The organism is Pseudomonas sp. FSL R10-0056 (genome assembly GCF_009600105.1).
GTDB classification, from domain to species: Bacteria; Pseudomonadota; Gammaproteobacteria; order Pseudomonadales; family Pseudomonadaceae; genus Aquipseudomonas; species Aquipseudomonas bubulae.
The window spans coordinates 1-360 of record NZ_WIWL01000103.1 but is presented as its reverse complement, the minus strand read 5'-3'; the positions used below and the strand labels follow the sequence as shown (position 1 = coordinate 360).

The 360-nt window shown below is 57.2% G+C and carries 1 protein-coding gene; it reads left to right on the top strand.

Annotated features, from left to right (window positions below):
* Positions 1-360 (top strand): replication initiation protein (locus GHO42_RS05040; protein ID WP_153384131.1); only part of this gene is annotated, 360 nt, incomplete at both ends.

Sequence of the window (360 nt, the reverse complement as noted above, 5' to 3'; positions counted from 1 at the left end):
ACCGAAGACATGCTGCCGTACCTGACGGAACTCACCAAACAGTTCACCAAATACGCCTTGGCTGACGTGGCCAAGATGGACAGCACCCACGCGATCAGGCTTTACGAGCTGCTCATGCAATGGGACAGCATCGGCCAGCGCGAAATAGAAATTGACCAGCTGCGAGAGTGGTTTCAACTGGAAGGCCGGTATCCCTCGATCAAGGACTTCAAGTTGCGAGTGCTTGATCCAGCCGTGACGCAGATCAACGAGCACAGCCCGCTACAGGTGGAGTGGGCGCAGCGAAAGACCGGGCGCAAGGTCACACATCTGTTGTTCAGTTTTGGCCCGAAGAAGCCCGCCAAGGCGGTGGGTAAGGCC